Source organism: Microvirga sp. GN3, from assembly GCF_055792825.1.
On sequence record NZ_JBVVAK010000299.1, the window covers coordinates 1 to 4,483 of the forward strand.

The window sequence follows — 4,483 nt, forward strand, 5'->3', positions numbered from 1 at the left end:
ACCCGAGACAGTGCTATGGCCGGCTGCGCAACCCCGGCCAACTCCGCCGGCCACCCCAGCCGTAGCGCCACGACCGATCATGCACTAACATTGACACCGGACCACCTCGTGGGGGCTGGCCATCTCCCTTGGCTGGCTAGGCAGCAACTCCTGACCGAGTGGGAGCCTCAGGTCGCGACCTCTTGGGGCTCTTAGGTTCCGAGAGGGCCGTATCACTGACGGGCAGTAGGGCTTGGGTGAAGGTGAGTGAGTGCCTTCCACCCTGAAATTGTCGTGGAGGACGAAGGGGGACGACAGGAAACGGCCGTTTAGAAGCAGAGGAATGGAAGGTTAGTCAATGTATTTCGCAGTCGTCGCTGGGTAATTTTGTACAGATCCTAGGGCAACATCCAGATCTCATCCAAAACTTCCTACCATTATGTTTCTATTTTGGTCATGAATGACTGAGACAATGGTTGTGCGTGTTGTAAACTTAAGAAGCACCCATGAGAACCTGCTACGTCTTCCAATCTGACCCAAACCCGAACCTGCGCGGCTTCACCAATAGTTCTACAGGCGAAAAGCTTCCAGCCGAGAGCGGACCTTGGACGCTTGTGCAGCAGGTCAGCCCAGACGAGCGGTGGACCTTTGACGTTGGCCGAGCCTTCGTTTCAGCCGGGATACTAGAGAATGGCTTCCTCCTGTGGGAGGCAAGCAACGAGACAGTTCCATTTCATCCTGTCATCGGGAGTGATCGTGTTGAGGGCACGGAGGTGTTCAACCAACAGGGTAGACAAATCGGCACCATCAAGCGGTTGCTGATCGAGAAAGTCAGTGGGCGTGTCCTGTATGTGGACGTGACGTTTGGCGGCTTTCTTGGCATCGGTGTTCACCATCGCACTATCCCGTGGGATAAGCTTTCATATGCTAGAGACCTTGAGGGCTATCGCACCGACATCACCAAGGAGCAGGTGCAAGGCGCACCATCGTTCTGCGATGAGGGTGACGATAAGGTGTGGCCTGACCGCAAGCGTCAGCAGGAGATGAGGGACTACTGGCACGACTACCCAAGAGGCCCGATCTAAGGACTTGCGGACCCGCACCTATCGTTAAAGGTCTGCTTGAGGATGCTATTGATCCTCATCAGTCATAGCTTTCCATCCAGCAACTTCCTCGGCTGTGGCCTTCCTTCTGCTGAATAGATCGGTGAGCAGTTCAACGGGAAACGAAGTGCTTTGTAGCGCTGTCCTAATGAACCCATGCTGGTCCAGTTCCATAAGGCGGATCGTCAGCGTGTCTGGCTGCTCTGCGTCATACTCGATATCGAAGGAGTGATAAGAACTGTTCTGCCCGTCTTCTATTGCAAGGGGAACGTTGAGTGAAACTACTCGATCCTCGGGTCCAGCAAAACCAAGGCAAGCTTCAGGAGTGCGGTAATCGCTCATGTTGTTATTTGTCGGCTTTCATCCGTCGGACGACGAATCTGGATTTTGATCGGCGGGTTAGTTGTGCTGGCTCCCCAACGCTTTGTGGCGAAAAGAAGTTCCGCCATAAATTTTGCACAATTTCGTCGGCATGAAAAGATGCAATTCAATAAACAAGCGTTTGATAGTTTTCTTATTGTAGGAAACTCTACAAACAGTTCGGGTTATATTGCGATCTGCGTACCTCAGAATAGCATCAGCCACAGAAAGTATTTTAGAATTACGTAAAGGCTAGCTCTCCGAGAAGCTGTTAAATTTAGTACTTCTCTGATGGGAGAACGTTTATGGGGATATGACCAATCTCCTTTGCCTTGAAGCTTTCCGTGAGGCTTCACTTGACCTTGAGGAGGCTCAACTCAAGTACCGTCAAGCTGCTTATGATCTGGTGAGTGTCCGTGAGAAGCTGGAACATGCACTGGACCATGCCTATCGGGAGCAGTCATTCGGCCCACTTGATCCCCTGTTCGCCAAGGAGGAGGCCGCACTTGCGCTGTATGAGCAAGCAGCCGCTAAACTCACCGAAGCTGAAGAACGATGGTGTGCCTTGAGGGTCGCTTTGGCTTATGAGAGGGAGTTGATGCAAGGAGGGCAGCCGTTGCGTAAGCGGCTAAACTGATCGCCCGACAATCTGTGAAGTAATCCCTAAGAGAGGATTGTTGACTGGAAGTATTTGGCTAATATTCCTGTTAGCCATGCCTCAGTACAGTCTCTTTATTTGCAGTCAGCACAACCGGATCAGGTATCCCAAAAGCTATGATTTGCCCAACGTTGAAGCTGCCCGTCGGGTCGCCTTGCGAGTGGCAAAGATTTTTATAGAGGTTGTTCCGTACTGGACGGACCTGTCCTCCGACCAGCAGAATGATTTTATGGTGCAGATCGACGACGAGACTGGTCAAACAGTTCTGATCGTGCCGTTCAGAGAAGCCAAAGAACCCAAGTCCTGAGTTGCACCAAAGCATTTCGCGCTCAGGCACAAAGAAGCCCCACCAGGATTGCTCAACTGATGGGGCTGGTTGGTTAAGGGAGGAAACATCCTCAGTTTAACAAGGTACTGAGATAGGTTTGTGCGAGGGCACACCGGAGCGGTTAAGTCGTGGCGACCTTAGCCAACTTCTCAGCCCCCTTACTGGTCGCAGGTGAGTATATCCGCCAACCTCCTTTCACGATCGTTAGCGTCATGATCTAAGAGCGGGTTCAACAACGGCTTCCCACACGCTGCTTCACCATTCTGCAACCTCCGTTCAGGCTCGAACACAGTCATACCTGACGGCGGAACCCGGATTAACCTGCGTTAATTGACCTTACATGACCGGGCATAAGCTCCGCGTCGGCGATCTTTGCACGTTTGGGTCAGCGTCAATGCAAGACCCGACGATGGAGCAATTAATGCCGTCACAAAGTGGAGGAACACCATGACAAAGTATGTGTTCAAGATCGGTCAGGTTGTACAGGCTAAAGGAACCTCGCCTAAGCTTCCGCAGGGCCATCTCAGGGTTCTTCGCCATCTCATGCCGACACCGTCCGGGACGCCACGGTATTGCGTACAGAGCGAAACAGAAACGACTGAGCGTGTAGCTCAGCAGGACCAAATAGAGCCAGTCGTGCGCTAGCCTCAGAAAGCAACGCTTAGGCCAAAGCGACTGGTGGAGGGCTTGGCCTTTAGTCCTCGAACTTTGTTAATCCCTCTGATGAACTTAAGAGCCTGACGGTGTAATCCTCCCATCAGGCTCTCTCTTCGGTCCTTGCCACTGTAGTTCCCTCCGGCCTCTCAGCCACCTTCTCAAGCCTCACGTGAGCGCATTGGCTCAACATCCGTGGATCACGACAGACGCTAAAGCGGAGCCTAGTGCTTTTCGGCTGATTGAGTTAGTTGAAGAATGAACCGCTCTGTCAGGAAGCTCACGATCCTAGCGATCTGGTCTCTTGGAAGGGTAAATCCGACAGGGCCAAACTTTGGATGATAAAACGCGAGCAAGGCACCTGTGGGAGGGTACGTTCGGATATGCCACTTTGCATAAGCGACGGTACTGATGGTGACTTCCTCGCTTTCAAAGTCAGGGGGTGACTGCCCCTCAACCATCCTGCTTCTTGCAGTTCCAAGTTCGCTGATCAGCCGATCAAGCTCGTCAAGTGTGAGCACCAGCTGCAATGGTGGCTGTCCAACAGGCGCAATCTCGATCGCAGCTGCCGTCCTGTCGTGAGCGACTCCGATTGTCATTTCAACATCCGGCATTGCCTTGGCTCCGTCAGACTCGGTTGCTCTAACTTAACCTGCACCGACGGCTTTTGATGCCCGTCTGGACCTCAAAGCTAATCCACAGTCATCCACAGCCCAGACAGAATGTTCTGCATTTGTTCTCATTCCGTGGTACTCTCAACGGTATGATTAGGGAGATCACGAATGAGGTTGCCTCGCCTCTCTGTACGTATTTGGAAGCTGCTTGATGCTCATGCCGAGGGACTTCCTGCGATTGGAGCCTTAGCTCTCATTGTGCTGGCGCTCTTAGTAGCAAAGTATCTTGCCGATCTGTGAGCCTGAGAGGGAACTAGCAAGAGGCTTGGCCGTTGGCCTCATGAACTTCATTGGTTCCCTCTGGTTAAACTACTGAGCCTGGCGGTCCTTCCATCAGGCTCTCTTCTTTTAGGGTCAGCCGAGAGTTGCCTTAGCCAACTTCTCAGCAACCTTCTCTGGCCTCAGGTGAGTATATCGGCTCAACATTCGTGGATCACGATGGCCGCTGATCAGGGCTACCTCAGGAGTTGTTAGACCAAGCTCAAAGAACCTTGAGACCGCCTCGTGCCTCAGGTCGTGCAACCGCAGGTCCGCTACACCAGCCCTATCTCGCAACCTCTCCCAAGCCAAACGGACGGCATTAGGAGTCACAGGAAATACGCGATCGGAGGCGCCTAGGTGTTTAATCCCGGACTTTGATGGTGCAATCTTTTCGCATGAGTGGAAGGAAGCACTATGGGGCAGGTTCTACACGGCAGCGCCACGACGACAGAGGCAATCCGTCGAG

At 52.8% G+C, this 4,483-nt stretch carries 6 protein-coding genes; 3 read left to right on the top strand and 3 right to left on the bottom strand.

All coding sequences use genetic code 11. The features are described 5' to 3' along the window. Nucleotides 1–485 precede the first annotated feature (485 nt). Complete coding sequence (locus ACS5Q1_RS46730; RefSeq protein ID WP_473104597.1) at nt 486–1,064, top strand: PRC-barrel domain-containing protein; 579 nt, start codon at nt 486–488, stop codon at nt 1,062–1,064. Between the two features lie 45 nt (nt 1,065–1,109). On the opposite strand, the gene ACS5Q1_RS46735 is transcribed toward ACS5Q1_RS46730, so the two are convergent. Further along, entirely contained in the window at nt 1,110–1,424 is a 315-nt protein-coding gene (locus ACS5Q1_RS46735; RefSeq protein ID WP_473104598.1) for a hypothetical protein, read from the bottom strand. 331 nt (nt 1,425–1,755) lie between these two features. On the opposite strand from ACS5Q1_RS46735, the gene ACS5Q1_RS46740 reads away from it, so the two are divergent. After that, on the top strand, nt 1,756–2,079 hold the full coding sequence (locus tag ACS5Q1_RS46740; RefSeq protein WP_473104599.1) for a hypothetical protein: 324 nt from the start codon (nt 1,756–1,758) through the stop codon (nt 2,077–2,079). A gap of 40 nt (nt 2,080–2,119) precedes the next feature. Then, the gene (locus ACS5Q1_RS46745) at nt 2,120–2,407 is read left to right on the top strand and encodes a DUF6894 family protein (protein WP_473104600.1); all 288 of its coding nucleotides are present in this window, start codon (nt 2,120–2,122) and stop codon (nt 2,405–2,407) included. Between the two features lie 899 nt (nt 2,408–3,306). On the opposite strand, the gene ACS5Q1_RS46750 is transcribed toward ACS5Q1_RS46745, so the two are convergent. Both ACS5Q1_RS46750 and ACS5Q1_RS46755 read right to left on the bottom strand, forming a co-directional pair. After that, nucleotides 3,307–3,696: a hypothetical protein gene (locus ACS5Q1_RS46750; RefSeq protein ID WP_473104601.1), complete on the bottom strand. Its 390-nt coding sequence runs from the start codon at nt 3,694–3,696 to the stop codon at nt 3,307–3,309. A gap of 414 nt (nt 3,697–4,110) precedes the next feature. Beyond that, nucleotides 4,111–4,440, bottom strand: coding sequence for a tyrosine-type recombinase/integrase (locus tag ACS5Q1_RS46755; RefSeq protein WP_473104602.1), 330 nt, complete (start codon nt 4,438–4,440; stop codon nt 4,111–4,113). Nucleotides 4,441–4,483 lie beyond the last annotated feature (43 nt).